The sequence below is a fragment of the Citrobacter telavivensis genome, from assembly GCA_009363175.1.
GTDB classification, from domain to species: domain Bacteria; phylum Pseudomonadota; class Gammaproteobacteria; order Enterobacterales; family Enterobacteriaceae; genus Citrobacter_A; species Citrobacter_A telavivensis.
This window is the reverse complement of sequence record CP045205.1, coordinates 1,220,883-1,246,959: the sequence shown is the minus strand read 5'-3', so window position 1 is coordinate 1,246,959 and position 26,077 is coordinate 1,220,883. Positions and strand designations below refer to the sequence as shown.

Below are 26,077 nucleotides of genomic sequence, written 5' to 3'. Positions count from 1 at the left end.
TATGACGACAATTCCGGCAATGGTCTGCTGGTATGAAGGGATGGCGATGCTGCCGCAGCATTTCCAGTTGCAGTCGCTGCGCCATGACGCCCTCGCCGCCGCGCTTGCCGGTCATGCTAACCCGTGGTTCTGGGGCGTGAACCATCTGGAGATTGACGATGCCGCGCTTTGCGCCGGTACTCTGCGACTCTTACGCCTGACGGCGATCATGCCCGATGGCTTACCCATTGACTACGATATCCAACGCGATCCGCCGCTGGAATTTGACTGCACTCGCCTGCTTCCGGCTGCCGCTGACAGCGAACACACGCTCTGGCTGGCGCTGCCGTCGGCAAACCGCGGTGGTCAGTGGCAGCCGTTTACCACCCGCTTTCGTTCCGTCACCAGCGCACCGCTGCCCGATTTAACCAGCGGAGAGTTTCCCGAATCCATTGCCAGCTGGCAGCCGGCACCGCGTCTGGTCAGTCTGCATGAACGCGCCGATCTCCTCTGCCTGCCGCTGATTCAGGTGGTCTATACCGAAGGGGGATTTCGCCGCAACGACTGGCTTCCCCCGTCGCCTCAGGTGATCGAGGGCAGTACGCTCTGCCAACAGGCTCGTGAACTTTGTCTGCTGGCCAGAGAGAAGATCCTGTTTCTCAGCCGTGAAGCGCAACTTGCCAGGCAGAACGACAATACCCACAACTGGCTCTGGCTGACGCTTTGCCTGCAAAGTATTCAGGGAGTGCTGCCGCTGCTGGAATGTCTGGTAAACAGCGGAAAGACCCATCCGGCGGATCTGTTTCGCACACTGTGTTTATTCTGCGGTCAGACCGCTGTCCTGACTCAGGATAAACCCTTGCCCTGGCTTCCCGGTTTCGACTACGAAAATATGCAGCCAGGATTTACCGCGCTGTTTACGCTGCTGCGCACGCAACTGGCACATATCCATCGCCGTCGACTGCGGCTGAATTTTACTGCCGGGGAGGACGACTTCTCCCTGACGCTGCCTGGCGGGACACGCGCGGGTGAGCAGGTGGTGATAGGTATCCTGATGCCCGACGGTAGCCCGCTGTCGGCAGTCGACTGGCTACAGGCGTCACTGATTGCCTGCCAGCCGTTTCTGCCGATCTTACGCCGCCAGCGCATGCACGGCATGTCCGTCGTACCGCTTGCGGCACAACAGCGGACGGAGTGGGAAACCGACAGCACCATCGCGCTGTTTACCCTTACGCTCACCACGCAATGGTTTGAGCACGACGCCCTACTGGTCATCGCCCCGCTGCATGAGACCAGCGTCAGACCTGAGCGGATCATGCTTTATCGGCAGGAGGCGCAACATCATGCCGATGGCGGCTGACATGCCCGCAAGCCGTCTGTTTGATACGGTTTTTACCCGCTGGCTGGCGCAATTTGAACACTGGAAAACCAGCACGCTGGCACCGGAAATGCTGTATCAACAGGCGTTCGACTGGAGTAATCAGGTCGTCGCGGACTACACGCAGCGGTTGAACCGGGTGTTAGGGAGTCCGTTTCAGGCGCAGATCGATGCCGCCGTGTATGCGCTGGTCGCGCTGATTGATGAGACGGTGCTCTACACGTCATGGCCAGCGCACCTCCAGTGGCAGGCGTGCCCGCTGGAATACCACCTCTGGCAAACGCATCGCGCGGGGGATGCGTTACCGCAGCGTATTCAAACCCTGCTCAGCGAACGTCAACCGGGCCAGCGCGATGTCGCCGCACTCTATTTACGCTGCCTGACGCTGGGCTTTGGCATCAACCGCGACGATTTCAATGAAACCACGCATCAGGAGACCTGTCGGTTACTGTGGCATTTTGCTTTTCAGCAGGATCCCCGGGCCGATGACATTGCCGCACGCCTGAATGCCGACTCGCTGGGGGCACCACTGCAACTGCCTCCCCGCCGCCGTCTGCCCGATCACTCTCGTCTGCATCTGGTCGCGCTGATCGTGCTGCTGGCGCTGTTATTGCTCAGCCAACATCTGTGGCTGGGCCTCGAAGAGGCCATTGGCGTGAATACGCTACCGAACTTTTCCGCGACGCAACTTTGCCCGGAGGAGACGCCATGACGCAGCCGTGGCTGTCGCTTACGATCCTCGTGCTGGTGCTGCTGGCGATCACGCTGTGGTGCGTCTGGTGGCAATGGCAATATCGTAACGACACCTTTATCCGCGCGCAAAAGGAGATCCAGCGCGCCAATGGCGGACAGGATCCTTACGACAGCACCCGGATCCTGATGCTGGGCAACGAGGAGGACAACCGTCTGCTGTGCCGCACCTGGTCATTAACCGACGGCGCGGAGTCCTGGTTCGGGCAGTGGTGGTTTGATGCACAGTGCAGCCTGCTCTGCGTGCCGCATTCGCTGCAAACCACGGGGAAAAAACGGCTTATCCGGCAGAACGACTGGCAAAAGATGATGGCGGCACTGGTGAAAAGTCGCCCTCAGCGCCCGCTGGATGCGCTGATCCTGACGCTTCCGCTCGCGGATTTAGAGAGTGATGCATACGCTTATCTGTCAGAACGCTGCCAGCAGATCCAGCAGGTGTGCGGCCTCAGCCTGCCTGTTTATCTGTTAATCAGCGGTATGGAGGCGCAGGACGGCGTGCGGACGCTGCTGCGCCAGCTCCCGTCCCTGGCTCAGGGAAGCGCCATCGGGAGCGCGATTTCTTGTCCCCGGGAAGCCGTCTGGAAACCACAGTGGATTGACGATGCGTTGGAGAACACCCGCTTCTCACTGCGCCAGGCGGTCACTGAACTTGGCGCGCTCAGTGGTAGTACGCCAGCATCGCTGTTTCGTCTGCCGGAGTTTTTTCCGTCGCTGGCGACGGCGCTTCACGCCAGTTTCGATGGGCTTCTGAGCAGCAATGCCCGCGATGAACCGCCGCTACTGCGTGGGATCTGGTTTGTCGCACATCACGTGGTGGACGAAAAGCCGCAGATGGCGTTCTGTCAGACGCTTCTGCATGACAAAATCACCGCGGAACGAGGGCTGGCGCTGCCGGTACGTCGCCTGCTGCGGCTTAATCTGCGCCGCCATTTTATTGTCCTCGCGGGCTACAGCGCGCTGTGCGTCGTCTGGCTGGCGGTGATGCTCTGGCGCTGGCCGTCTCAGCATACCAACGCCCTGTTGCTGCATAACCAGTTGCAGAGTCTCGCGACGCAAATTGCCCCCAGCGATACGCCAGGTGAACGTTCTGCCACGCGGTACTGGCGGATGGTGAATGATGTCCCGCAGTGGCATTTTCGCTCGCTCATCTGGCCAGGATCGCTGTTCAGCCGGACTGACAGCAAACTGAGCACCACCTTTCATGATGCAACGCTGCGCAGCCTGCTGGTGCCGGCGATGAACAGCATCTGCCTGCAACATCAGAGCGCAACGCGCGGCGATGGCCTGCGCGAGCGGGACGATCTGCTGGCGGAAGAGCGTTACCGGCAGATCCTGTTTTTACTCGAGCAGACGAAGCAGATGGAGACCCAGTATCTGCCGTTGCTGCAACTGACACAGGTCAAACGCCCCACGGTGCAGACGCTGGCCGAGGTCTCTTCAACCGTCTGGGGGGTTAACGTGGAAGTCGCTGCCCTGCCCGCCACATCTGAGCTTAATGAGATGCTCGCCACACTCCCCGTTAGCCAGATGAACCTGCCCGATGCCAGCGAACTGACCCAGCGCAACAGCGAACAGTTTACCCGCGAGACCCGGCGCTGGCTGGCGCAAATCTACGATAACGCCAGCCTGGAAATCTATGCCAGGCAACTCGACGAGCTGCTGCTGACATTCAGCAGTAACGAAGAGATTAACGCGGATTTCGTACGCCTGCTGATGCGGCAGATAAGTCGGCTGCAGAACGCCCTGACCACGCTCAATAGTCTCAGTCAGGACGCGGCGCACTCCCCTGCACGGCTTGCTCTGAACACCTTGCAGACCCAGACGCAGGCGCGGCGCCTGCTCGACCGGACGGCCATTCATAATCTACTTAACGATGAGGAACAACTGCGTCAGCGGTTGGTGGCTCAGATTGATCGCTCTCTACTGCATTTTTCCACGCTGACCGCGCAATCCACAGAGGGCGAATTCCATGTTTCCCCCGACATTCTGGCGCTGCAAAAAAGTTTACGCGATCTGCTGAATCAACCGTTCTGGCAGCGAGGCGCGGGGCAGCCGCCTCCTGAGAGCTTAGGCTATCCCGGCGATCCACAGATTCAGCAGGCTGCAACGCTGTTTGCCGGCTATCAGCGGTATAGTGAACAGCTCCCCGACAGCCTCTGGCGACCCCGGCTCAATGAACTGGCGCAGAATGCCGTCGAGCGCGCCATTCGTCAGACGCTCTACCGCGGCGTTCCTGGCACCGCACCGGCGCGAGAGCTCAACACGGAAAACGCCGATCGCGTCATCGCGGCGCTGACGCAGATCAATCGCCCGGCCCTCGCCAGCGCGCTGCGCCAGCAGGTTGCCGCACAGATCATTGCGCGGGTCAATGATGAAGGCGGCGCACGTCTGCCCGGCATCCGCCCGCCGTCGGTCAACACGGCGACGCCGGAGCAGGCACAGGCGAGCGGACAGCAGGTGATGGGCTGGGTCGCCGCCCAGACGGAGCAAATTTCCGCGACGCTCACCCGCTACCAGCAACCGATAGAATGGCTCAGCACGCAGCGTCCGTGGCTGACCGCCGCGCAAAATCAGCAAATCGCCCGCTGGGTCAGTTCGCAGGAGACGTTAATGCGTCTGCAACAGCAGGATCCCACCAGCGCACCGGCGCAACTGCAAACCCTCGCCGCAACGTTACCCACATTAACCGTCCAAAATTGTCAGAGCGAACTGGCCTCGTTTCATGCAGCGGGTCAGCAGGATTTTTACAGCGCCTCGCTGAACGCGCTGCTCAGCGCCTCGGCGCAAAACTGTCAGCAACTGCGCCAGCAGGGCAGCATCGGCGTGGTGCAAAACATCTTCACGTTGTATAACAACTGGCTTGCCGGGCGTTTCCCTTTCACGGCGTTACCCCATGCCCCGGATGCGGATGTGGATCGGGTTCGCGAACTGGTGTCGCTGCTGGTGAAACTGCCGCCGGAAACGCTCGCAGACCAACCCGCGCTGATTCGCCAGTTAGCCGCCGCACAGCCGTTGCTTTCCGCACTGGTCTCGCCAGACGGTGTGGTGGTACGGGTGAACTGGCGGACGCAGCGCAATCAGGAAGCCGGTGCGGAGCAAATCGTCGACTGGCGGTTAAGCGGTAATCAGCAGACCCTGATCTGGCCCGGCGGCACCAGCGCCGATCTGCACTGGCGCAGCGGCGATAATCTGACGTTCAGCCTGCGCTGGGCGGCAAATTCTGCGTGGCGTCCCGTACCGGATACCGCCGTCGTCGGCCTGAGCGTGGCGGGCGACACCGCACGCTGGCGCTGGCAAGGGGCATGGGCGCTGCTGCGTATGACAGACCAGCAGCGCATCGGCGGCGCACTGGCGCAGCCTGTGCCGCTTCGTTTTTCACTGCCCGTGAGCGACGGACAACAGCGCTCGCGTACAACCGTCAATATCCAGTTTGCGTTACTGAATGCGCAAGACAATGCACCGCTGCCCTGGGTCATCCTGACTGAACAGGGATTTTCGGGAGAACATCAATGGAACAGATAGACGCGTTACTTATTCCCATTAGTCCGGACAGCCCCTGTGGGGAGTCCATCCGCTATTCGCCCGAGTTCGATCGGTTGGTCAGCGCGCGCCAGGAGGACGATGAGTCATTGCCCGCCGGCGTCTGGCAGAGCGCACCACGGCGCGCCGACTGGGAGGAGGTCGCCAGACTGGCCAGCCACCTGACCACCACACGAAGTAAAGATCTGGTGGTGATGGCCTGGCTTGGCGATGCCTGGATTCGCCTGCACGGAGTGTCGGCCCTGCCGCGCGCGCTGGCGCTGCTGACGCTGGCGCTGGAACATTACCCGGGCGAGTTGCATCCGCAGATCAGAGACGGGGATTATGATTATCGCGCCGCACCGCTTAGCTGGGTGGCACAGCATTATGCCATGCTGGTTGCCAATGCCCCGCTGTTTGCGGTCAACGGCGAAAGCATCACGCTCGGCCAGTGGCAGCAGGGTCATCATCCCAGCCCACCGTTCAGCGAGGCCAGCCGCCCTGTCGCCGAAGCGCTGGAGGCCAGTCTGCACTGGCTGCAGCGCCTGAACGCGGTCTGCCAGCACTGGCCGGAAGCGTCCGCGCCCTCCTTTCGCGTGCTGGAACAAAAGATCAAAACCTGCCAACAGGCGCTGGGCAGCGCACCACCTGAAAACACGCAGACGGCGGCCGTCAATGAACCGCCGACGATATCGTCCCCCGTCACTTTCGCCAGTCGCGAGGAGGCCTATCAGATGCTTCGCCAGGTTGCCAGCTATCTGCAACGAACGGAGCCGCACAGTCCGGTACCTTATCTGCTTGAGCGCGCCTGGGCCTGGGGACACACGCCCTTGCCGGAGCTACTTCAGGAATTAATCAGCGGAGATGAATCCGCCCGCCGACTCTGGCGGCAACTGGGGGTGCTACCATGAGTTGTCCCGCCGTTTGTACCGGGGCCATGATGCAGTGCTCGTTTGGCATTGCGCCTTCGACGCTGAACGTCCTGCCCGTCAACCGTACGCTGGTCAATAGCCTGCCGATGGCAAATATTATGGATAACCGACCGTTCGTTAATATTCTGCCCTTTGGCATGTGCAGCAGCCTGGCTAACCCTACGGTGGCGGCGGCCACCGCTGCTGCGCTGGGCGTGCTTACCCCCATGCCGTGTATTCCCGCAACCGTTGCGCCGTGGGCGCCCGGTTCACCAACAATCATGGTCGGCAACGCTCCGGCACTGAATGCGCAGTCCAGACTTATGTGCGCCTGGGGCGGGGTGATTCAAATCAGTTTTCCGGGACAGATGACGACGATGGTGAGTTAAACACGCGGACGGCGAAGTGCGGGTTAGCCCATATGCTTACCCGCACTTCATCACGCCGGTTACCGGTAGTTGACCTTCATATTTTTCGACAAGGGTTCAATGACCGTGGAGACCAGAATAAAGCACAGAACACAGAACCCGGTCATCGCCATGAACACCGCATCCCAGTTGTAGGCATCCAGAATTATGCCCACAATCAGCGGCATACACATTCCGCCCAGTTGTCCGCCCATGTTGATTACGCTATAAGCGATCGGGTAAATGTCTTTATTCGCCCGTCCCATCGCGTAGACCGAGTAAGCCGAATAGCCCAGCGACAGCATCAGCCCCAACAGGAACAGCATCAGCGACAGAACGATTTTGCTTTCCGGCGCATAAACCAGCGAGTACATGGTGAAAATCGTCGCCCCGGCACTGAGCAACATCAGCGGTTTACGCCGCTTGTTCAGCACCCGGTCGGAAAGAACGCCGCCAATAAAGTTGCCCATTACCGTCCCGAGGAACGGTGCCGCTGCCAGTGCGGCAGAACTCGTCAGATCGAATCCGCGCTCGGTGATCAGATACTTGGGCAGCCAGGACATCAGCACGCTGACGATCCCCACCATCGAAAAGTATCCCAGCGCGACGCCGTAAATATCCCAGCAGCGGAAAACCTGCTTCGAACAGGACAGTTCTTCCACCTGCTTTGTGCGAATCAGTTTGTCGAGCCAGCAATAATTGAACTCTGGCGCGACCGGTGCGGCAGCTTCCTGGGTCGTCGCCGGAAGCTGTTCTTCGCGGATATAAGCGACTTCTTGCTCATTAACGAAGCGGCTTTCTTCCGGCTTATTGCGAACCATCAGATACCAGAAGATCGCCAGCAGCATGCCCGGAATAGCGAAGAAGACAAAGATATAACGCCAGCCCCAGACGGTGATTATCCATGCGCACAGCGGCGGGACAATCAGCGGACCAAACTTGGATCCCGCCAGAAACAGCCCGGTCGCCGTCCCTTTCTCCTTCGACGGGAACCACTGGTTAATGGTCACCGTCGAGCCAATGACCACCGGCGACTCGCAAACGCCCACCATAAAACGCAGGATCTTCAGCAGGAAAATGTTATTCACCATCCCCATCAACCCCGTAAACACGGAGGTTAATAACATCCCCATCGCAAAGGCATTACGCATCCCGAATTTCTTAATTAAATACCCGGCAGGGATCTGAAAAAAAGCATATCCGGCAAAGAACAGGCTGATCAACAACCCGGCCATGGTATTCGAGATTTGAAACTCTTCCTGAATAAACGGAATAGCAAAGCCGATATTCGCGCGGTCGGCGTTCGCCACGGTGTAGGTAACAAAGATAAAACTCATGACCCACCATCTGTAATGGGTCATCTTCGGTTTCCCGATATTATTATTCATCATGTCTGTTTCCGTATCAGAGGTCAGAATTGTTCGCTGCAAAAATTAAATTCACCGTAGGTTCTGGCACGCGAAAGACTGCTCAACAATATCGGCTCGATCGTGCTGCGGATCAGGTTTGCGATATCCAGCAGGTCAGGCAGGGAAATCCCCGTATCGAGCCCCATTCGGTTAAACATATTCACCGCATCCTCGGTCGCCGCATTGCCGGCGGCGCCTGGCGCAAAAGGACACCCGCCCAGTCCGCCGACGGCGGTCTCAAAGCGCGTGATCCCGGACTGAACGCCAGCAAACATGCAGGCCAGCGCCATGCCGTGGGTATTATGCAGATGCAAACCAATATCCATTTTGGGGAATTTCTGCTGGATCCCGTGCAGCACGGACAACGTCTGGGTCGGGTTGGCGACGCCGATGGTATCGCACAGGGTGATCGCCGAAATCCCGAGGTCATCCGCAAACTTGATCATATCCATCAACGTTTCACGACTCGTCTCGCCAATAAACGGGCAGCCAAATACCGTCGCCAGCGACAGCGTGATGGTCATATCCGCAAAGGTCTGGCGAATGTTATAAAGGTCCTCCAGCGATTCGGCATGGGTCCGGTTAATGTTGGCCTTGTTATGCGCCGGGCTGACCGAAACGACATAGTTAATATTTTTAATACCCGCCTCATTAGCGAGGCTGGCCCCCTTTATGTTCGGTACTAACACGGAGGGAATAATATGCGGATGCGTGGTCAGAACATGCTGAATAACCTCACGGGCATCACGCATTTGCGGGATCGCTTTCGGGCTGACCATCGAGGTGATTTCCATCGCACCGATACCCGCCTCAACCAGACGATCGATAATTTTTATTTTTAAATCGGTGGGGATAAACGTTTTGATATTCTGAAAGCCGTCTCTCGGTCCCACTTCCGTAATCTGGATAAATGTCGACATGGTGAAATCCCTTACAGAATGCCTGAACGAATGAGTTGCTCAATTTTTTCATCTGAATAGTTCAGACGTTCTTTAAGCACTTCGTAATTGTGTTGACCGAGCGTTGGCGCAGGCATTCTGATGGTTGCCTTGTTATGCGTGAATTTAACCTGATTGCCAGTCATGGTAATTTTCCCGGCGACCGGGTGTTCAATATCGACAAACATTTCGCGGGCTCCGGCAATATGTGGATCCTGCGTCACGCGGTCGATGGTATTGATCGGCGCAGAAGGAATACCGGCATCCAGCAGCAACGTCACAATGGTGTCGATATCTAAATCGCGGGTCCAGCATTCGATTATTTCTTTCAGTTCGGCGTGGTGGGCGACACGGTCGAGGTTAGATTTAAATTTCTCATCTTCCAGGGCGCTTATTTGCAGGACGTGTTTCAGTAGACCGTATAATTTGTCATTACCGCAGGCAATAATGACGTAGCCATCACGCGCCTGGAAAGAGTCATACGGATAAATCGCTTCATAGCGGTTACCAATACGCGTCGGAATACGTCCGGTATTAAGGTAAATAATGTTGATAATTTCCAGTGACGATACCATCGAGTCGACCAGCGCAATATCCACTTTTTCACCGACACCGGTTTTCAGACGATTAACGTAAGCGGCAAGGACGCCGATGGCGCAACTCATTCCGCCAACCACATCGGCAATGGCTGTTCCGGTACGAGTAGGCGGTGTATCAGGCCAACCGGTGGTGCTCATCAATCCACTCATGGCCTGGCCGATAATGTCGTAGCCCGCGCGTTTCGAATACGGTCCGGTATGACCAAAGCCGGAAACCGCGCCGTAAATAATCGCCGGATTTACTTTGCGTAAATCCTCATAACCGAGCCCCAGTTTTTCCATCACCCCTGGACGATAGTTTTCCAGCACCACGTCGCTGTCGCGGACTAAATCGAGGAATATCTGTCGACCTTCTTCCGATTTAAGATTCAGCGTCATCCCGCGCTTATTGCGGTTTAAATTCATGAAATAGGCACTTTCGCCATTAATCTGCGGCGCGTTAGCCCGCGAATCATCCCCTTTTCCCGGCAATTCGATTTTAATGACATCTGCGCCGAAATCCGCCAGCATCATCCCGCAATAGGGGCCAGCCAGTACCCGGGTTAAATCCAGAACGCGAACCCCACTTAATACACCAGACTGTTTATTCATTCTTTCCCTCACTTTTTATTGGATAGTGCAACAAGGCTGCTCGCCTGTACCCTGTGCAATCCAAGATGCGTGCCAGAAATGAATAAAACAGAAATGAACATCATAACCAGATGATATTACTGACCTTATTGATTTTTATTATTTATCTGAAAGAGGGAAAAACGCCTTTCAATTTTGAAATCTATAACAGTTGTGATATTGATTTGTGATAGCCACAAATTTTACATGGTGATTTATGTCACACAAAACATTACCCAACCTGGCCTTGATTACCCCCTATCCGGCACTGGCAGCCGTTGTTACTGAACAATGCGCCGGTATTTTTAATTGCCATGTCTTTCACGGCAGTCTGGAAAAAGCGGCGGGGATCGCCCGCAATCTCGATCCTGATTTTTATGACATCATTATTAGTCGTGGCGGTACGGCGGACTATATCGATCGCGTGACCAAAATTCCCGTGGTGCGTATTCTCACGTCCGCGCTGGATTTACTTAAATCGCTCACACCGCTGAAAAAACATCCGCATAAAATCGCTTTTTTTAATTATCAGAACTATTTATCTGACGTAAATCTGGTAGCGACCGCACTGGAAGTGGAGATTGAAGAATTTATCTTTCTGTCGCACGCCGATATGGTCGATAAACTCAAAAAATGCCGCGCGAGAAATTTCCAGACTGTAGCGGGAGGATTACCGGTCTCAGACACGGCGGAGCACTATGCGATGCAGGGAATTTTGATCGAAAATGGCCTGGAATCGGTGAATAGTGCCCTGCGCGAGGCGATGGCTATCGTTGAGACAACTCACCGCAAGCAGCAGGATATGGCGCGCCTGGAGATCATCCTCTCCTCGATTACGGAAGGGATCATCGTCACCAATGAAAATAACGAGATCCAGATTTTCAATAAATCCGCAGAAAACATATTTGGCCTGATGGCCTCGCAGGTGATTGGCAAACCGGTGGATACCGTCATCAAAAATACGCGGATTAATCAGGTATTGCTGACAAAATCCCCCGAAATTCGGGAGATTATGGATCTGGATAATACGTCCATCATTACCAGTCGGGTGCCGATATTTCGTGGAACGCAGTGTATCGGAGTGGTGTGCTCGTTTACCGATACGCCGCAAATTCAAAAAGTGGAACGGATTATTCGTGGCAAGCTGATGAAAAAAGGCTTCACCGCCCGTTACCGGTTTGAGCATATCCTCACGCAAAATAAACACATGGAGTCGGTGATTCATCTGGCAAAAATTTATGCGAATACCCACTCCCCGGTGATGATTTATGGAGAATCCGGCACCGGTAAAGAGTTATTCGCGCAAAGTATTCATAACCAGAGTAAACGCCACCGGGGTCCTTTTGTCGCCATTAACTGCGCCGCCATCCCGGAAACCCTGCTGGAAAGCGAACTGTTTGGTTATGAAGGCGGATCCTTTACCGGGGCGCGGCGCGAAGGAAAAGAAGGTCTGATTGAACTGGCGCACCAGGGAACTTTATTTCTCGATGAAATTGGCGAACTGCCGCTCCCCATTCAGAGCCGTTTATTACGCGTCTTACAGGAATACGAAATTATGCGCGTGGGGGGAAAGGACATTATTCCTGTCGATGTGCGGATTATTGGCGCCACCAACCGGTCGCTGGAGAAAATGGCGGAGGAAGGCTCGTTTCGCGGCGACCTCTATTATCGTCTAAACGTCTTACCGCTGATGGTACCTCCGCTGCGGGAAAGAGAGGGCGATGTCCGTTTTCTGGCTGACCACTTCCTCGAAAAATCGGGCTGTGGGCATAAGCTGGCGCAGTTCATCGCCCTGTTTTCCACCTACAACTGGCCGGGAAACGTGCGCGAACTGAATTTTATCATTGAACGGCTGGCGCTATTATCCGCCGGATTCCCCGACGCTTCGCTGTTTGAAATATTAAATCTCACCGGTTTTAACGCGCTTAAATCCTTCAACTCGTCACAGGCGACCGGAACGATCGTCGCGGATCTGAGTAAGGGGCAACTGAAAGCCGTGATTAAAGATCTTGAGCGACAGATTATTGCGTTTTATATGGATCTTTTTGAACAGGATCAGGAGAAAGTCGCCGCCCATCTGGGGATCAGCAAAATGAGTTTATGGCGCAAGTATAATCAGAATGTCTTTGAGTTGGGGGAATGAGAGAATTTGCAGACTTGAAGGATAAGTTTGCAACGAGATGCCTTCAACGCAGCCAGGGTAGCGAGAGTTGCCCCACCCGTAGACTACACAAGCATCGGGCAATCCTGCGCTTATCCGGCCAAAAACGTGCATCATGCAAGCGTGTCCGGCATTGCTTTTCCGCAACGAAAATAGTACGGTCACACAAGAAAAATCCTTCGTGGACGGTGGAAAATTATGCCAATAATTCAGTCTGTTGAACGTGCTTTGCAGATCCTCGACTTGTTTAATGAACAGGCGACGGAACTCAAAATCACCGAGATAAGCAAACTGATGGGATTGAGCAAAAGTACCCTCCACTCGCTCCTCAAAACGCTTCAGCTGCATGGCTATATCGATCAGAACCCGGAAAACGGGAAATACCGTCTGGGGATGAAGCTGGTCGAGCGTGGCCATTTTGTTGTGGGCACGATGGATATTCGCCAGAAGGCAAAAAGCTGGTTGACCCGTCTCTCGCAGGAAACGGGACAGACCACGCATCTGGGTATTCTGGACGGCAGCGAAGGCGTCTACATAGAGAAAATTGAAGGTAAGCAGGCTGCCATCGCCTACTCGCGAATTGGTCGACGTTTGCCCGTTCACGCCACGGCTATCGGTAAGGTACTGCTCGCCTGGCTGGATGATGAAGAACTTGCCGCGGTGTTAGAGGGGTATCAGTTCAACGGCTTTACGCCCTCCACCATTACCGATCGTGCCTCGCTGCTTGCCGAGCTGAAAGAAACCCGCCGCAACCGGTATGCGCTGGATAACGAAGAGAATGAGCCCGGCGTGCGCTGCGTCGCGGTACCGGTCTGGAATCATGAATCGCGGGTTATCGCGGCCCTGAGCCTCTCAACCCTCACTTCTCGCGTTAACGACAATGAGCTGACAGCCTGGCGCCAGAAACTGATGGATGCCGGGCTGGGGTTGTCGATAACGCTGGGCTACCGTCAACCCTAGCCAGCGTCTCGCTATACGTTGGGCTGATAAGAGAATGTCGCGAAATCGGCGTAGCAGCCGTCGCCGCTGATATCCTCACAGTGCAAACCGACAAATGCCCCGGTAAAGAAGCCTCTGCCGCCAATGTAATCATCCGAAAGTTTCCACGCCTCAAACGTTAGCGGAATGGTCTGCCAGCGATCGCCATCGAATGAGTAGCTATAGCGGTATTCCAGATGGTCCACATCCACGCGCAGCCAGACGTTTTCCGCATTCTCCGGCACCAGAATCGGATTATCGTAAAGATGCCAGTGCGCCACGTTGTGGTCGAGCTGAATAATCTTCAGCGTCCGCCCACGCCCCTCTTCCCAGTCCACAAAGCAGTATGTCCAGTTTTTACTGTTGTAGTAACAGGTTAGCCCTGCGCTTTGTTGAAAGTAGCGAGGGGAAAAAGCTATCTGCGTTTCAGCACGGAAACAGAAATGCTGCCAGCGGCGGGCGACCGTTGACTGGGTAAAGGTGGAATTCAGTGAATCATTGCCATACAGACGTAAAAATCCGGGTCTGGCGGTAAGCGACCCAAGCTGGTCATCAAACGGGATACGCAGGGTCTGCAGTTCCGGGTCGAGCCTTTCACTGTCAAAATCCGTCCGCCACGCCCCCGTTCCGGCGGCGGCCTGCTCCGCCATCCGCGGCCCCGGCACCGTCAGCGCGGCATGTTTACCCCCCTCCACATAGGGCCAGCCGTCACGCCACTCGATACGCGCAATCCCTGTCTCACGCCCGAGCGGACAGTATCCCCGCCCGCCCGCCGCTAATCGCGGGATTCCCGGAAGATGCAGCGGGCGACTGGTCAGATACGCCAGATACCATTCGCCTGTATGCGTCTCCAGCAATGAACCATGACCACTCTTCTGTAACGGATTTTCCGGCAGATGCCAGCTGGTCATCATCGTCACATCAGGATGCAGCTCGTATGGCCCATCAATATTTTTCGCCCGCAATACCACCACGGCATGTTCGTAGCTGGTTCCTCCTTCCGCGACCACCAGATAGTAATAGCCCTCGCGGTGATAAATATGTGCCCCTTCGGTATAGCCTAACGGTGTACCGGTAAAGAGCGTTGAACGATGCGGCGAAAGCGTTTGTGTGTCAGCGAAATACTCCTGCAGCACAATGGTGTTATGGGGGTTACTGTGATGGCGTGGTCCCCACGGGCGATAGATATAGTATTTTCGTCCATCCGCGTCATGGAAGAGTGAAGGGTCAAACCCGCCGTTGCCCATTGAAACGGGTGCGCTCCACGGCCCTTCAACAGACGGGGCGGTAACCAGGAAGTTGCGGCCATTTTTCCATGGCGAATCAACGATTTTAACGTCGGTATACAGCAGCCAGAATTTGCCATCGGCATAGCTCAGGCAAGGTGCCCAGATGCCGCCAGAGTCCGGATTACCTTTCATATCCAGTAGCGCCACGCTGTCGAGCGGTGTACTGACCAGAGACCAGTGTTTCAGGTCGCGAGAATGATAAATACGCACGCCAGGAAACCATTCAAAGGTTGAGGTGGCAATATAATAATCTTCCCCCACGCGGCACAGAGACGGGTCCGGGTTGAAGCCGGTCAGGATCGGGTTTTCAATCTGATACATGGTTCTCTCCTCAGTTCACCGCCACAGCGGCATCGGCAGGGTTTTTCTCAGGCTGCGCGGTGCGCTGACGTTGCAGTTGCTGGCTGATCTCTTCCACACGCTTGCTGCTCAGTTTGTAGAACGAAAGCAGCGTAAACATACCGACGTAAAGTACGACCGGTACGATACAGAAGAGGATTTTGATGGTTGTCAGGACGTTATCTGGCTGCACGGCGTTACCTGCCGAGTAGCTGGAGAAGGCAAGGATCCAGCCCACCAGCGCGCCACCAATGGCCAGTCCGATTTTCAGGCTGAAGAGATAGGTGGAGAATACCAGGCCATCGAGGCGACGCCCGCTTCGGCTCTCTTCGTAATCCACCACATCAGAGGCCATCAACCATTGCAACGGGGTGGTGGTATTAAAGACAAACAGGAACAAAATATTCAGCGCAAATATCAGCGCGATATTGTCCGACGGAATAAAGAAAATACTCAGGCTGATCAGTGAGTAAATGCCAATAATCCACTTAAACGACGTGACGCGGTCAAAGCGACCGAGCAGACGAGACGAACAAAGGGAGCCAAACATGGTCGCCAGGCTACCATAGAGCAGAAACTGCGTTGCCAGTTCAGGATGGTCCATCACGTATTTTACAAAATAGAGCGTTGCGCCACCGCGAACAACGTTCGAACCGGTGGCCATCATTTTAAAGACGCACATAATTCGCCACTGGCTATTCCCCATTAGCAATTTAAGGTCTTTCTTAACAGAGGATTCAGGTTGAATCTCGAACGTATAACGTTCTTTGGTCGTAAAGAAGCACACAAACAGCAGTATCACACCGCAAATGCCCAGCACACACATCGCGCCAAAATACCCGACTTGTTCATCCCCCTTGCCGATAATTTTCACCAACGGCAAAGCAATGCCGCTAATGGCTAATGAACCGGCAGCGGCCAGGAAAAAACGCCACGATTGTAAAGCATGACGCTCTTTTGGATCGGCGGTAATGGCGCCGGGCATTGCACAATAGGGGACATTAACGAAGGTATAAACCAGAGTCAGTAAAATATAGGTGACAGACGCGTAGATAATTTTACCCTGAGCGGAGAAATCAGGCGTATAAAACGTTAATACGCAGACGATGCCAAACGGGATCGCCCCCCACAACAGATAGGGGCGAAACTGGCCGTAGCGGGTACGCGTTCGATCGACCATTAACCCCATTAATGGATCGGTTATCGCATCCAGCACGCGCGAAATCAGGAATAATGTGCCCATCACGCCTGCCGACAGGCCAAAGACATCCGTATAGAAATAGGCCAGTAAAAACATCGTGGCCTGCCAGACAAACCCGCAGGCGGTGTCCCCCAGTCCATAACCAATTTTATCTTTCATTGTTAACTGCATTTCTACCTCCAGATCATATGAGAGAAATACGTTCCGAATGACCGGGACCTACAAAATTAAATATCTGAACGAGAACTTTGTGAGGAATACACCCTTTATCCGTGTGCTTATCAGATGATGCTTACGAGGAAGATTGTAGAGAGAGATTAGATGAGGCAACAATTGTCATATTTGCTTTAGTGATTATGTATTTTAACTTCTGTGATAACGATTCACTTTCCCGAAAAATAAAAAAAGGCACCCCTCCCGTAAAGGATAATATATTTCATGTTCATATTATGAGTCGCCGAAATAATTTTTCGGCGATCGGGTAAATTAATTTTAATTATTCAAAGCCCAAGTGCTTTTTTCCCGGCGTTAATCACCTCAATAATTTTATCTGTATCATAGATACACCCTTTCCAGGTGCCACCACTGACTGCCTGCAGCGCGGCCCACAGTCGCGTATCATCTGGCAGATAGTCATGGGCCTTCAGGTCGGGATGTAACTCGCGCGCCGCCAGTACCGTCGCGCCCTCCTCCGGCGTCAATCGTGCTTGCGCACTGCCGATAAAGTTCACGCTGCCTTTCAATGACAGGCGATCGACCACGATTTCAATCACATCCCCCGTGCGCAGTTTGCCAATAGGCCCTCCCGCCAGCGCTTCCGGCGCAACGTGCCCCAGGCAAGCGCCGGTGGATACGCCGGAAAAACGGGCATCGGTAATGAGCGATACGGTTTTCCCCCATGAGATATGCTTCAGCGCCGAGGTGAGCTGGTAAGTCTCCTCCATGCCGGTGCCGGATGGCCCGCCACCGATGATTACCATGATATCGCCCTGCTGGATCTGCCCCTGTTTGATGGCTTTGATCGCCGCCTCTTCGGAGACAAAGACGCGTGCCTCGCCCGTATGGCGATACACACCGTCCTCATCCACCACTGACGGATCGATAGCCGTCGCTTTGATAACTGAACCTTCAGGCGCGATATTGCCCACCGGGAATGCCACCGTGGAGGTCATCCCTTTGGCTTTTGCCCCCTCCGGCGACAGGATCACGTCATCCGGATCCACACCGTCCCGATCGCGCAGGCACTGGCGGAATTTCACCCGTCGTTCGCAGTGCTCCCACCAGTCGAGATTTTCACCGAGCGTCTGCCCGGTCACCGTCATCACATCTTCATGCAGTAACCCCAGTCGACGCAGGTGCAGCATCACCTCCGGCACACCTCCCGCCAGGAATGCGCGCACCGTCGGGTGATAATCCGGCCCGTTAGGTAGCACGCTGACCAGCCGCGGCACCTTGCGGTTGATGGCGCTCCACTGCGCTACATCCGGCAGGCGACATCTGGCGGCATGGGCGATAGCCGGTATATGCAGCAGCAAATTCGTCGATCCCCCGAAGGCCGCGTGCACCACCATCGCATTCTCTATCGCTTTATCGGTGAGGATGTCGCGGGCGGTAATCCCCTTCTCATCCAGCGCCATCACTGCCCGTGCCGACTGACGCGCAATCTCCAGCCACACCTCCTGGCCTGATGGCGCCAGCGCCGAGTGCGGCAGCGCCAGTCCTAACGCTTCCGCCACCACCTGCGAGGTCCCTGCGGTGCCCAGGAACTGACATCCGCCGCCGGGCGACGCGCAAGCGCGACACCCCAATTCGGACGCCTCTTTCAAACTCAGTTCGTTATTCGCGTAACGCGCCCCGATGGTTTGTACCTTTCCGGCATCTTCGCCAAAGGTTGGCGGCAGTGTCGCCCCGCCCGGCACGAGGATCACCGGCAGATCGTGCATTGACGCCAGCGCAATCATCGTCGCGGGTAAGCCCTTATCGCAGGTTGCCACGCCAATTACCGCCCGCCGTGTCGGCAGTGAACGAATCAAACGACGAAAGACAATCGCCGCGTCGTTACGATAAGGCAGTGAATCGAACATCCCGTGCGTCCCCTGCGAGCGACCGTCACACGGGTCGCTGACAAACGCCGCGAACGGAATACCACTAAGGCGGGTGATCTCCTTCGCCGCCGCCGACATTTGCAGGCCAATCTCCCAGTGCCCGGTGTGATAACCGAGTGCGATGGGACGACCATCCGAATGGCGAATCCCCCCCTGGGTGCCAATCAATAGCACTTCTCTGCCCGTGAGCTTGTTAGCATCCCAGCCCATTCCGGCATTTTGCGTCATGCCAAAAAGATTGCCGCTGGGGGATTCCAGTAACATCTGCGGCGTCAGCGGCAACGCGCCCTGGGGGCCGGCTGCGTGGGTTTTCACCGCATAGAACTGTTCGTCCTGCGGCGTAAAAATGGTGTTGATAGACATCTTCTCACTCTCCCGAGCGACGGGGTTCAGGCGCTCCAGTGTTGTTCTACATTATAGAACAACGTTCTTATTTATAAATTCACTGTAATGCAGGCCGTGCGTAGAGGTAAATCAGAGAGAGCGGCAGTCTGTGTGTTTTTTAGCCTTGATCACAAAATGGTGAGCAACGAGATGTAACGAGGAGGAAATCGCAGCGAAACGGTCGGATAACAAATGACTATCCGACCGCTGATGTCTATTAACAAATCCCGGAAGCTAATACCCGGCAGGCTCGACGGGATGGCTGTCACCCGGTATATGGGGGGATTTCACAAAGACGCCCTTCCACGGCACATCCCCGTTGTTCACCAGAAAATGCGCTTCACCGGGATCGCAGTGCAGAACATCCCCTGAGCCTAACGTGTAGGGCTCACCGTTCAGGTACAGCGTCACTTCGCCTGCCAGGGTATAAAAAATTTCACAGGCTTCGATGTGCTGATGATTGGGAAAAGACTGACCGGGCTGGAGCATGACGACGCCCATGTCACATACCGGACCGCGAATGAGATACTTCGGACCACTGTCGCCAAAACGGTACTCATGCTGCGCTTCATTCGATTTAATCATGACGATCTCCTGTTATAAACCCGGCGCTTTCCACAGCGAGGTGGTCAACCCGTGATCGACCAGACCTAACTGTTCCTGATATACCGCCTGCCATTTTTCTCGTGATTCCCGATAAAGCTCATGTTTCTCTTTGTCTGGCACATGCTCCCGCTCCCAGCGCACCAGTCGTTCACCGGTCTCAGCCATGGATGACCAGATCCCTGCCCCGACGCCGGCGACAATGGCGCAGCCCAGCGCCGTTGCCTCTTTGACCACCGGAACGTTGACCGTCAGCCCTGAAACGTCCGCCAGAATCTGGCTCCAGAGCTTGCCCTTCGAGCCTCCTCCCGCAAACACCAGCGACGTGGGATGGATCCCCGTAAAATCAGCGATTTGCTGTAAGTTGCAGGTCGACACAATGGCCGCATTCTCTTCCAGCGCGCGGAACAGCGTGGCCTTATTGCATTTTTCTGGATCGATGGACAGGTTGATAAATGAAGGGGCTGCGTGATACCAGCTTTTGAAACGCATCCGGTCGGAGAAAATCGGCATCACTCCCCATGCGCCTGCCGGTACCCTGGAGGCCATCTCTTCCAGGAGCGTGTAGGTGTCGACGCCCAGACGCTCGGCAATCAGCTTTTCTTCGGCGCAGAAAGCGTCGCGGAACCAGCGCATCGTCAGACCGGTAAAAAAGCTGATGGATTCGGTTTGTACCATCCCCGGAATGACGTGTGGATTAATGCGCACGTTCATCTCAGGATCAACAATCGGCGCGGGTAAATTCACTACCTGCTGCCAGAATGTTCCGCCCAATACGGCGGTTTGCGCCGGACGTACGACCCCAAGGCCGAGGCAGCCCAACTGAACATCTCCGCCTCCGACAACCACCGGTGTGCCTGCTTTTAACCCGCACTGTGCGGCGGCCTGGGCCGTCACTTTTCCCAGCAGCGTCCCGGTCTCTTTTACCGGTGAGAGAATATCCGAGCGCAGTCCGGCCATCTGTAGCAATGACGGCTTCCAGTCGCGCGTTTTGAGGTCCAACAGGCCCGTGGTTCCGGCATTGGAAGGATCCACCGCCAGCTCGCCGCTGAGCATGTAGGCCATCCAGTCGCTGATCATCGTCACCGTCGAAGCGCGACGATAGATATCCGAACGATGGTGCGCCAGCCAGAGCAGACGCGGGATGGCGCTCAACGCCAGCGTCTGACCGGTGCTGCGATAAACCTCGCTTTCGAAGGTGTAGTCGTGGATCTCCTTCAGTTCGCTGACTTCCCGTGCCGCTCTGGCATCCACGTTTGCACAGGCCCAGACGGGCGTTCCCTCTGCGTCATAAACCACAATGCCTTCGCGCATCGAACAGGCGGAGACAGCAGCAATCGCTTCCGGCGCAATCCCGGCGTTGTGTAATGCCTGACGGATGCATTCACAGGCCAGTTGCCAGTTTTTCCCCAGATCAAACTCCATTGAGCCGGGAACATCCGGTACGGCAAGGTGCCGCCATTCCGCTTGTCCCACCGCGATTTGTTTGCCTTCAAGGTCGAAAATCACGGCACGGACGCTTCCGGTTCCGGCGTCCAGTGCCATCAGGTAATGTGCTGATTCAGAGAGGGTACAGGGTCGGGCCATCGTTTTTGTCCTCGGCTTATTATATCTGTCAGGTCGTCAATGCTTTCTCCACGGTACAAACGGAAATTCTGTTACTCCCCTGCCGGGCGCCTGCACGGCAGATACGCATTACTGCCCGCTGACAATGGCGGCGGCAGTTTCCTGGTCGGTGACCAATGCGTTGATATAACCCCCTTTCATCGCCGCAGCGATCGCTTCCGCTTTATTCACGCCCCCGGCGACACCGATCACGGTCGGGATCGTCTTCAGGGTATTGAGGGTTAACCCGATCAGTTCATCGTGGATCTTCATCTCCGAAATCACCTGCCCTTCGCCATCGAAGAAGTAACCCAGAATGTCGCCCACGGCCCCTTTGCGGCCAATCATCAGTTGTTCACCCTTAGTGATATAGCCTGAGCGAATAATGGTGGCCTCATCTTTCTGGTTGATTGCGCCGATGCCGACAATCGCCGCATCGGCAGCCTGGGCGGCCAGCAGGACATCCTGGACGCTGTTTTCATTTTTTAACGTCTGGGCAATCTCCGCTGAGGAGGCGCGAAGCGGCGCCGGAATAATACTGACCGGACAGGCCGCGTTGAGCTGTCCAATCCCGGTCATGTATGGCCCCACGCCACCCGACAGCGTCACCAGGCGAATTTGCTGAGCAGAGATAAATCCGCTCAGCCGCTTTAAGGTATTCATGGTCGCCTCACCGAAGCCCGCCGCCAGAATCTGCTGCGGCTGGAGTGACTCCATCAGCATATGCGCCGCGCCGATCCCCAGGCGAACGCAGGCATCCGCGCCGGGAAGTCCCGGGATGACCCGCACATTGTTCAGGTCAAAGCGACGACGTAATTCGGTTTCATATTCCAGACAGCCTTCAAAGCGAGAATTAATCTGGACGCGAATAATCCCGGACTGATGCCCCTTCTCCAGCAGCCGCGACACCTTCAGCCGCGTCAGCCCCAGTCTGTTGCTGATGTCGCTCTGCGTCATACCGTCGTGGTAATAGAACCACGCAATGCGCGCCACCAGCTCTTCTTCACACATCCCTTGCTCGGAAATCATCGGGTCATTAATAGTCATCATTCTGTCTTCACTTTGAACATATCGAATTTCTGAACACAATTGTTCATTCATTGGTCGTTAATAACTGTGATTAAACCCACATTTCAGGGGCTTTCGTTTGAACAAATTTAATATTGATGATCATTTTAGCATAAAACGTGATCTATTCGTCGGTTTTATGAGCAGTTAGGTCATAAGGTTATGAACAATTCGAATCGCACAATACATTTGTTCAACCTGATTCTACCCAGGCCGAACGGAGGTGGCATGCAAATGAGTCAAGAAAAGATCGCACCACTGCTCAGCGCACAGTCTGTCTGTAAGCAGTACTCTGGTGTCAAAGTACTGAAAGGCATTGACTTTGTCTTGCGCAAAGGCGAAGTCCATGCGCTCCTGGGGGGGAATGGCGCCGGGAAATCCACGCTGATGAAGATCATCGCCGGTATTACCCCAGCGGATAGCGGGATCATTGAGATTGAGGGATCCCGCTGTACCAAACTGACGCCCATCCTGGCGCATCAGTTAGGCATCTATCTTGTGCCGCAGGAGCCGCTGCTCTTCCCCAGCCTGACGGTAAAAGAGAACATTCTCTTTGGTCTGCCCAAACACCAGAGCTCGACGCAAAAAATGAGCGCAATGCTGGCCGCGCTGGGCTGCCAGTTTGATATCAACAGCCCGGCAGGTTCACTGGATGTGGCCGACCGACAAATGGTCGAAATCATGCGCGGGCTGATGCGTGATTCGCGAATTTTGATCCTCGATGAACCCACCGCCTCGCTGACGCCTGCGGAAACCGATCGCTTATTCAGCCGCCTGCGTGAATTGTTGAGCACCGGCGTGGGGATCGTCTTTATCTCCCACAAGCTGCCAGAGATACGCCAGATAGCGGATTACATTAGCGTGATGCGGGACGGCACCATTGCGCTTTCCGGGAAAACGGCGGAACTGACCACTGACGAGATTATCCAGGCCATCACGCCCGCCTCACGCACAAACGCGCTAAGTGCGACACAGAAACTGTGGCTGGAACTACCCGGCAACCGTCCGCAGCACGACGCGGGCACGCCGGTGTTGAGCCTCGAGAATCTGACCGGCGAAGGGTTTATGAACATCAGCTTCGAGGTCCGCGCCGGGGAAATATTAGGTCTGGCCGGTCTGGTCGGTGCCGGGCGCACCGAGCTTGCCGAAACGCTTTACGGGCTACGGCCTCTGCGAGCCGGAAGCGTGGTGCTCGGCGGCAAAGATATCTCCGCGCTTTCCACGCGCGAACGTCTGCAACACGGCCTGGTGTATCTGCCGGAAGATCGGCAATCGTCAGGGCTGAATCTGGACGCCTCGCTGGCGTGGAATGTTTGCGCGTTAACCCACAACCACAGCGGTTTCTGGGCAAATCCGGCAAAAGACAGCGCCACGCTCGAACGCTATCGTCGCGCGCTCAATATTAAGCTGAACGATTCCGAACAGCCTGCCCGTACGCTCTCCGGCGGTAATCAGCAAAAAATTCTGATTGCCAAATGCCTCGAAGCCTCGCCGCAGGTGCTGATTGTCGATGAGCCGACGCGCGGGGTGGACGTCTCTGCCCGTAACGACATCTATCAGTTGCTCCGCAGTATTGCGGCGCAGAATGTTGCGGTGCTGTTCATCTCGTCTGACCTGGAAGAGATCGAACAGATGGCCGATCGCGTTTACGTCATGCACCAGGGGGAAACGGGCGACGATGCCCTGCAAGGCGACGAGATTAATGTCGACACCATCATGCACGTAGCGTTTGGCGACCGCACGTCAGGGACTACACCACATTCCGGGGAAGCGCCATGTTGAAATTTATCCAGAATAACCGCGAGGCAACCGCACTGTTGGCTGTGCTGCTGCTGTTCGTTCTACCGGGGATGCTTGACAGCCAGTACCTCAGCGTTCAGACGCTGACGATGATCTTCAGCAGCGCCCAAATCCTCATGCTGCTGGCGATGGGGGCGACGCTGGTGATGCTGACCCGCAATATCGACGTATCGGTCGGATCGATAACCGGGATGTGCGCCGTACTGTTGGGGCTGCTGTTGAACGCAGGATATCCCTTGCCTGTGGCCTGCGTCGCGACGCTGTTACTGGGACTGCTGGCAGGATTTATCAATGGTGTGCTGGTCGCCTGGCTGAAAATCCCGGCGATTGTCGCCACGCTGGGCACACTGGGCCTGTATCGCGGCGTCATGCTGCTCTGGACGGGCGGTAAATGGATTGAAGGACTGCCGGCGCAGCTTAAGCAACTCTCTGCTCCGGTTTTCCTTGGGATCTCCGCCATCGGCTGGCTGACCCTGCTGCTGATGCTGCTGATGGCCTGGCTGCTGGCAAAAACCGCTTTTGGCCGTTGTTTTTATGCCACCGGAGATAATTTGCAGGGCGCGCGGCAACTGGGCGTGCGTACCGAAGCCATCCGTATTCTGGCCTTCTCGCTCAATGGCTGCATGGCGGCGCTGGCCGGGATCGTCTTTGCCTCACAGATTGGCTTTATCCCTAATCAGACGGGAACCGGGCTGGAAATGAAAGCCATTGCCGCCTGTGTGCTGGGGGGAATCAGCCTGCTGGGCGGTTCCGGGACGATCGTTGGTGCCGTGCTCGGTGCCTATTTCCTGACGCAAATCGATAGCGTACTGGTCCTGCTGCGCATTCCGGCCTGGTGGAATGACTTTATTGCCGGTCTGGTTCTGCTGGCAGTGCTGGTATTTGATGGCCGCCTGCGCTGCGCGCTGGAACGTAATATCCGCCGGCAAAAATATGCCCGCTTCACTCCGCCGCCCCAGCCGCATCCGTCGGCAAAAAGCGCAGCGGATACCGTGCGCACCGCCAAAAAACGTGAGGTTGCCTGATGACTCGTTTACATCGTTACGGCTGGGAACTGGCGCTCGCCGCGCTACTGGTGATTGAAATTCTGGGATTCGGCGCCCTGAACCCACGCCTGCTGGATCTGAACGTTCTGCTGTTCAGCACCAGCGACTTTATCTGCATTGGTATTGTCGCCCTGCCTTTAACCATGGTGATCGTCAGCGGTGGGATCGATATCTCTTTTGGTTCCACAATGGGATTGTGCGCCATCGCGCTGGGCGTGATGTTCCAGGGCGGCATCCCGCTGCCGCTGGCCATTGTCCTGACGCTCGCGCTGGGCGCGCTGTGCGGACTGATCAACGCCGGGCTGATTATCTACACGGGCGTAAACCCTCTGGTCATCACCCTGGGAACGTTATACCTGTTCGGCGGCAGCGCATTGCTGCTTTCGGGGATGGCAGGGGCGACCGGTTATGAAGGTATCGGCGGCTTCCCACAGGGCTTCACCGATTTTGCCAACCTCGATGTGTTGGGCCTGCCCGTGCCGCTGATCTTCTTTCTCGTCAGCGTGCTCTTTTTCTGGTTACTGATGCATCGAACCCACGCCGGACGAAATGTCTTTCTGATTGGGCAGAGCCCCCGCGTGGCGCTGTATAGCGCTATCCCGGTGAACCGGACGCTGTACGCGCTGTACGCGATGACCGGTTTTGCCTCGGCGGTCGCCGCGGTGCTGCTGGTCTCTTACTTTGGCTCTGCGCGTTCCGATCTGGGCGCCTCCTTCCTGATGCCGGCCATCACGGCGGTCGTTCTCGGTGGTGCCAATATCTACGGCGGCTCCGGGTCCATTCTCGGTACTGCCATCGCCGCGCTGTTAGTGGGCTATCTGCAGCAGGGGTTGCAGATGGCTGGCGTGCCCAATCAGGTATCCAGCGCCCTCTCCGGCGCATTACTTATTGTCGTTGTCGTAGGTCGTTCCGTCAGCCTGCATCGTCAGCAAATTAAAGACTGGCTGGCGCGTCGTCGCGCTATCCGGCAGGCCTGAAACCCATTGCCCTAAAGGAAAA

General features: G+C 55.9%; 19 protein-coding genes. 10 read left to right on the top strand and 9 right to left on the bottom strand.

Annotated features, from left to right (window positions below; all coding sequences use genetic code 11):
- Position 1: 1 nt before the first annotated feature.
- Genes GBC03_08155 through GBC03_08135 form a run of 5 tightly spaced genes read left to right on the top strand, consistent with a single transcriptional unit; the run spans position 2 to position 6,926 of the window.
- Positions 2-1,339, top strand: coding sequence for a type VI secretion system baseplate subunit TssK (locus GBC03_08155; protein QFS70180.1), 1,338 nt, complete (start codon positions 2-4; stop codon positions 1,337-1,339).
- Positions 1,323-2,069 (top strand): T6SS protein Cts2U, encoded by a 747-nt coding sequence (locus GBC03_08150; protein ID QFS70179.1) that lies wholly within the window; start codon positions 1,323-1,325, stop codon positions 2,067-2,069. Before GBC03_08155 ends, GBC03_08150 begins: the two co-directional genes overlap by 17 nt.
- Positions 2,066-5,629, top strand: a complete 3,564-nt coding sequence (locus GBC03_08145) for a hypothetical protein (GenBank protein ID QFS70178.1) — start codon at positions 2,066-2,068, stop codon at positions 5,627-5,629. Before GBC03_08150 ends, GBC03_08145 begins: the two co-directional genes overlap by 4 nt.
- Entirely contained in the window at positions 5,617-6,537 is a 921-nt protein-coding gene (gene tssA, locus GBC03_08140; GenBank protein ID QFS70177.1) for a type VI secretion system protein TssA, read from the top strand. The genes GBC03_08145 and tssA overlap by 13 nt, the downstream gene beginning before the upstream one ends.
- Positions 6,534-6,926: a DUF4280 domain-containing protein gene (locus GBC03_08135; GenBank protein ID QFS70176.1), complete on the top strand. Its 393-nt coding sequence runs from the start codon at positions 6,534-6,536 to the stop codon at positions 6,924-6,926. The genes tssA and GBC03_08135 overlap by 4 nt, the downstream gene beginning before the upstream one ends.
- 59 nt (positions 6,927-6,985) lie before the next feature.
- On the opposite strand, the gene GBC03_08130 is transcribed toward GBC03_08135, so the two are convergent.
- From GBC03_08130 to GBC03_08120, 3 genes are read right to left on the bottom strand one after another with little or no spacing between them, the layout of a single operon-like run.
- Positions 6,986-8,335 (bottom strand): MFS transporter, encoded by a 1,350-nt coding sequence (locus GBC03_08130; protein ID QFS70175.1) that lies wholly within the window; start codon positions 8,333-8,335, stop codon positions 6,986-6,988.
- A 20-nt stretch (positions 8,336-8,355) separates the two neighbouring features.
- Positions 8,356-9,273, bottom strand: coding sequence for a hydroxymethylglutaryl-CoA lyase (locus tag GBC03_08125; protein ID QFS70174.1), 918 nt, complete (start codon positions 9,271-9,273; stop codon positions 8,356-8,358).
- Between the two features lie 11 nt (positions 9,274-9,284).
- A complete protein-coding gene (locus GBC03_08120; protein ID QFS70173.1) occupies positions 9,285-10,481 on the bottom strand; it encodes a CoA transferase in 1,197 nt (398 codons plus the stop codon).
- A 235-nt stretch (positions 10,482-10,716) separates the two neighbouring features.
- Here GBC03_08120 and GBC03_08115 point away from each other — a divergent pair, with 235 nt between their 5' ends.
- Together GBC03_08115 and GBC03_08110 are read left to right on the top strand one after the other, a co-directional pair.
- On the top strand, positions 10,717-12,642 hold the full coding sequence (locus GBC03_08115; GenBank protein QFS70172.1) for a PAS domain S-box protein: 1,926 nt from the start codon (positions 10,717-10,719) through the stop codon (positions 12,640-12,642).
- Positions 12,643-12,858: 216 nt separating this feature from the next.
- Positions 12,859-13,620 carry a helix-turn-helix domain-containing protein gene (locus GBC03_08110; GenBank protein ID QFS70171.1) on the top strand — a complete coding sequence of 254 codons (762 nt, stop codon included), beginning with the start codon at positions 12,859-12,861 and terminating at the stop codon, positions 13,618-13,620.
- Between the two features lie 11 nt (positions 13,621-13,631).
- Here GBC03_08110 and GBC03_08105 read toward each other — a convergent pair whose 3' ends face one another.
- The 6 genes from GBC03_08105 to lsrR form a co-directional block, all read right to left on the bottom strand.
- Positions 13,632-15,248 carry a family 43 glycosylhydrolase gene (locus GBC03_08105; GenBank protein QFS70170.1) on the bottom strand — a complete coding sequence of 539 codons (1,617 nt, stop codon included), beginning with the start codon at positions 15,246-15,248 and terminating at the stop codon, positions 13,632-13,634.
- A gap of 10 nt (positions 15,249-15,258) precedes the next feature.
- Positions 15,259-16,638: an MFS transporter gene (locus GBC03_08100; GenBank protein ID QFS70169.1), complete on the bottom strand. Its 1,380-nt coding sequence runs from the start codon at positions 16,636-16,638 to the stop codon at positions 15,259-15,261.
- 329 nt (positions 16,639-16,967) lie between these two features.
- A complete protein-coding gene (locus GBC03_08095; protein ID QFS70168.1) occupies positions 16,968-18,935 on the bottom strand; it encodes a YjhG/YagF family D-xylonate dehydratase in 1,968 nt (655 codons plus the stop codon).
- A gap of 255 nt (positions 18,936-19,190) precedes the next feature.
- Entirely contained in the window at positions 19,191-19,541 is a 351-nt protein-coding gene (locus GBC03_08090) for a cupin domain-containing protein (GenBank protein QFS70167.1), read from the bottom strand.
- A gap of 12 nt (positions 19,542-19,553) precedes the next feature.
- The gene (lsrK, locus tag GBC03_08085) at positions 19,554-21,146 is read right to left on the bottom strand and encodes an autoinducer-2 kinase (protein ID QFS70166.1); all 1,593 of its coding nucleotides are present in this window, start codon (positions 21,144-21,146) and stop codon (positions 19,554-19,556) included.
- Positions 21,147-21,254: 108 nt separating this feature from the next.
- Positions 21,255-22,211 carry a transcriptional regulator LsrR gene (gene lsrR / locus GBC03_08080; protein QFS73948.1) on the bottom strand — a complete coding sequence of 319 codons (957 nt, stop codon included), beginning with the start codon at positions 22,209-22,211 and terminating at the stop codon, positions 21,255-21,257.
- 249 nt (positions 22,212-22,460) lie between these two features.
- Between lsrR and lsrA the strand changes: the two genes are divergently transcribed.
- The 3 genes from lsrA to lsrD are packed head-to-tail and all read left to right on the top strand — an operon-like array spanning position 22,461 to position 26,055.
- On the top strand, positions 22,461-24,014 hold the full coding sequence (lsrA, locus tag GBC03_08075; GenBank protein QFS70165.1) for an autoinducer 2 ABC transporter ATP-binding protein LsrA: 1,554 nt from the start codon (positions 22,461-22,463) through the stop codon (positions 24,012-24,014).
- Entirely contained in the window at positions 24,008-25,057 is a 1,050-nt protein-coding gene (gene lsrC / locus GBC03_08070) for an autoinducer 2 ABC transporter permease LsrC (GenBank protein QFS70164.1), read from the top strand. The genes lsrA and lsrC overlap by 7 nt, the downstream gene beginning before the upstream one ends.
- The gene (lsrD, locus tag GBC03_08065) at positions 25,057-26,055 is read left to right on the top strand and encodes an autoinducer 2 ABC transporter permease LsrD (GenBank protein QFS70163.1); all 999 of its coding nucleotides are present in this window, start codon (positions 25,057-25,059) and stop codon (positions 26,053-26,055) included. Before lsrC ends, lsrD begins: the two co-directional genes overlap by 1 nt.
- Positions 26,056-26,077 lie beyond the last annotated feature (22 nt).

Coding starts and splice junctions, on each gene's coding strand:
- GBC03_08155 (QFS70180.1), top strand. CDS start 2: ATGACGACAATTCCGGCAATGGTCTGCTGGTATGAAGGGATGGCGATG.
- GBC03_08150 (QFS70179.1), top strand. CDS start 1,323: ATGCCGATGGCGGCTGACATGCCCGCAAGCCGTCTGTTTGATACGGTT.
- GBC03_08145 (QFS70178.1), top strand. CDS start 2,066: ATGACGCAGCCGTGGCTGTCGCTTACGATCCTCGTGCTGGTGCTGCTG.
- tssA (QFS70177.1), top strand. CDS start 5,617: ATGGAACAGATAGACGCGTTACTTATTCCCATTAGTCCGGACAGCCCC.
- GBC03_08135 (QFS70176.1), top strand. CDS start 6,534: ATGAGTTGTCCCGCCGTTTGTACCGGGGCCATGATGCAGTGCTCGTTT.
- GBC03_08130 (QFS70175.1), bottom strand. CDS start 8,335: ATGATGAATAATAATATCGGGAAACCGAAGATGACCCATTACAGATGG.
- GBC03_08125 (QFS70174.1), bottom strand. CDS start 9,273: ATGTCGACATTTATCCAGATTACGGAAGTGGGACCGAGAGACGGCTTT.
- GBC03_08120 (QFS70173.1), bottom strand. CDS start 10,481: ATGAATAAACAGTCTGGTGTATTAAGTGGGGTTCGCGTTCTGGATTTA.
- GBC03_08115 (QFS70172.1), top strand. CDS start 10,717: ATGTCACACAAAACATTACCCAACCTGGCCTTGATTACCCCCTATCCG.
- GBC03_08110 (QFS70171.1), top strand. CDS start 12,859: ATGCCAATAATTCAGTCTGTTGAACGTGCTTTGCAGATCCTCGACTTG.
- GBC03_08105 (QFS70170.1), bottom strand. CDS start 15,248: ATGTATCAGATTGAAAACCCGATCCTGACCGGCTTCAACCCGGACCCG.
- GBC03_08100 (QFS70169.1), bottom strand. CDS start 16,638: ATGCAGTTAACAATGAAAGATAAAATTGGTTATGGACTGGGGGACACC.
- GBC03_08095 (QFS70168.1), bottom strand. CDS start 18,935: ATGTCTATCAACACCATTTTTACGCCGCAGGACGAACAGTTCTATGCG.
- GBC03_08090 (QFS70167.1), bottom strand. CDS start 19,541: ATGATTAAATCGAATGAAGCGCAGCATGAGTACCGTTTTGGCGACAGT.
- lsrK (QFS70166.1), bottom strand. CDS start 21,146: ATGGCCCGACCCTGTACCCTCTCTGAATCAGCACATTACCTGATGGCA.
- lsrR (QFS73948.1), bottom strand. CDS start 22,211: ATGACTATTAATGACCCGATGATTTCCGAGCAAGGGATGTGTGAAGAA.
- lsrA (QFS70165.1), top strand. CDS start 22,461: ATGCAAATGAGTCAAGAAAAGATCGCACCACTGCTCAGCGCACAGTCT.
- lsrC (QFS70164.1), top strand. CDS start 24,008: ATGTTGAAATTTATCCAGAATAACCGCGAGGCAACCGCACTGTTGGCT.
- lsrD (QFS70163.1), top strand. CDS start 25,057: ATGACTCGTTTACATCGTTACGGCTGGGAACTGGCGCTCGCCGCGCTA.